The following is a 2,494-nucleotide window of genomic DNA, read 5'->3' on the forward strand; positions in this document are numbered from 1 at the left end:
CTGGTCGTTTTGCCCAGATATGCCTCAAACATCAGAATAGGTATGCTCCATGTAAATAGCGCGATGATAAGCGCTATCATAAACGGCATCCCGCCATACATTGCGGCAACTCGCGGGAAACGCCACATAGCGCCCGTACCTATCGTCATACCAATGGCTGAGATAATGAACCCCCACCTCGAGCCCCATGACTGAGTTTCATTTGCACTCATATTTTTCGCCCCCTTATCCGAACTCACGAAAATATCAAATTGGGATGAAAGCAAAAACTTCCATCCCAGTTACCACAAACAAGATTTAGCGATACAGGTCAACTAACTCTTCTTCACGTCCAACCTTTAATACGTCGCGCAGATACTTTATGCTGCGAATACAGGCGTCCATCTGTTTTGCTTTCGCCTCTTCCAAAGTGTCGTTTTCCATATCCCATTCTATTTCAAAAGTGATCTTGTCGGTGGGAGATACTCTGCGGATAAGGTCTACGACCTTCTGCACATCTATATCTCCGTCGCCGATAGCGACTCCGTGGAAACGGGCGCCGTACTGGTCTCTGGAAAGCTGATGGTCGCAGAAATGGTTGCATATCGCGCGCGGCGCTAATTTTTCCACCGACACCTCAGGACCTTCAAGCACGCCGAATGAATTGACCGTATCGACGCACACCTGCACCAGAGGATGATTGACGCTGTTGACAAGCCACAAGATCTCGTCTGAATAGGTCTCGGTGTGGTTCTCAATGGCGATGGGGATATTATATTTTTCTATTATCGGGAGCGCTTTCTTTATTTGATCGTAGATAGCCGCAAGCTGCTTCATAACGGTAGGCTGGAAACAGCTGCCATAAAGCGGCGCTTCCCTGCGGATATCCAGGCTGAACTTCACAAGCTCAGCTCCAATTTTTGAAGCGACAGTGACGGCGCTTTCAAAAGTTTCATTCAGGCGGGTATCGAATTCTTCATCAAGAGAGCAGTTATATTCAAGATAAAGGCCGTGGGCTTTGGCAGCGGCGGCAACTTCCGCAAGGCGCGCGTCGTCTTTGGTCTCCAGGTCGGCGCCGGTAATGTGAAGGCCGTCAAGCCCCCATTCGACCGCCATATCCATAAGCTGCATAAGGTTGATTGCCTTAGGATATGGATCCGCCTGAATACCCCAGTTCTGTCCAAGTCCCCACAGGTGAAGGGTGTAGCTATGCATTCCCAGTCTCATTTTGCGCATAAAAATCCCTCTCTTCATGTTAGTATGAATAATATTCTGTGCGTTTAACTCTTGGTCTTTACAATGCCAATTATAAAGAATAATTTTCGTCTTGTATATTCAATAAAAAATTAATTTCTTATGGTATAATCTTTAATATAAATTAACAGATATCATTACCATCTTGTTTATTAACTAAGGATACTCTATACTTGCTTAGTCTGAACTTTTGTGCCATATAAAGTGATTTTTGTCTTTACAACGTGCTTTGTCATTTTTTCAATTATTATTATTTCATTTGAGGATGGCTTAATAAAATGAAAAAGAAAATCATTTTGGTTGACGATCACAGATTATTTTTAGAGGGAATGGCCGGCATCCTTTCCGGCGTAGAGGGCATTGAAGTGGCAGGGCGTGCCGACACAGGGAAAAAAGCCCTGGAAATGATCCGTTCAGTTGTGCCCCAGATGGTAGTGGTCGATATTACGATGCCAGAGATCAACGGCATTGAACTTACCCGAATCGTAAAACAGGAATTCCCCGACATCAAAATTTTAATACTTTCCATGCACCTTGACAGGCGCATGATAATTGAAGTTCTAAGGGCCGGCGCCGACGGATACGCTCTTAAAGAGGCCGAGCCGGACGAGGTGATCATGGCAATAAATATCGTCTTATCGGGCCTTATGTATTTATGCCCCAAGGTCGCCACAATTCTGATACGCGATTATATCCAAAGACTCAGCGTTCCCGACGCTCCGGAAAAATTAGACGTGCTTTCAACAAGAGAAAAAGAGGTCCTCAACCTTATATCCGACGGAAAGAGCGCAAAAGACATCAGCACAACTTTGTGCATCAGCAGAAACACCGTCGATGTCCACCGGCGCAATTTAATGCAAAAACTAGGCTGTGAAAACTTAAACGAACTCACGCGTTACGCCATGCGAGAGGGGCTGATGAATTTTGATAAATAATGATTTTCAGGAACAAATGCTGGACGCTATCTTTCAAAGCATCATCGACCCTCTGGCTATCTGCAGGATAGTGGAAACTGCCGATGGGAATGGCAAAGATCTCGTCTATGTGAGAGTCAATGACGCCTATGAAAAAATCAATCACATGAAAAGAGAAAACCTTATCGGCCAGCTTTACAGTTCAGTATGGGAAAACGACATCGAAGACTGGGGCGGCGTGATGATAAAAGTAGCGGAGACTGGAACTACCGGTTTCGGCGTTGAATATGGCAATGATATAAAGTCAGGTTTTTTTGAGGCGGAAAGCCGCGTCGCTCCTGGCTTTT

The 2,494-nt window shown here is 45.3% G+C and carries 4 protein-coding genes; 2 read left to right on the forward strand and 2 right to left on the reverse strand.

Going from position 1 to position 2,494, the window contains the following annotated elements; genetic code table 11:
* Window positions 1–212: sodium-dependent transporter (locus tag RRY12_12970; GenBank protein ID MEG2185585.1), on the reverse strand; the 212-nt coding region annotated here is incomplete at its 3' end.
* Window positions 213–297: 85 nt separating this feature from the next.
* Window positions 298–1,215 (reverse strand): TIM barrel protein, encoded by a 918-nt coding sequence (locus tag RRY12_12975; protein MEG2185586.1) that lies wholly within the window; start codon window positions 1,213–1,215, stop codon window positions 298–300.
* A gap of 296 nt (window positions 1,216–1,511) precedes the next feature.
* Here RRY12_12975 and RRY12_12980 point away from each other — a divergent pair, with 296 nt between their 5' ends.
* Window positions 1,512–2,168, forward strand: coding sequence for a response regulator transcription factor (locus RRY12_12980; GenBank protein ID MEG2185587.1), 657 nt, complete (start codon window positions 1,512–1,514; stop codon window positions 2,166–2,168).
* Window positions 2,158–2,494 (forward strand): hypothetical protein (locus tag RRY12_12985; protein MEG2185588.1); only part of this gene is annotated, 337 nt, incomplete at its 3' end. The genes RRY12_12980 and RRY12_12985, both read left to right, overlap by 11 nt.

The sequence above is a fragment of the Cloacibacillus sp. genome (assembly GCA_036655895.1).
GTDB lineage: Bacteria > Synergistota > Synergistia > Synergistales > Synergistaceae > JAVVPF01.

Coding starts and splice junctions, on each gene's coding strand:
- RRY12_12975 (MEG2185586.1), bottom strand. CDS start 1,215: ATGCGCAAAATGAGACTGGGAATGCATAGCTACACCCTTCACCTGTGG.
- RRY12_12980 (MEG2185587.1), top strand. CDS start 1,512: ATGAAAAAGAAAATCATTTTGGTTGACGATCACAGATTATTTTTAGAG.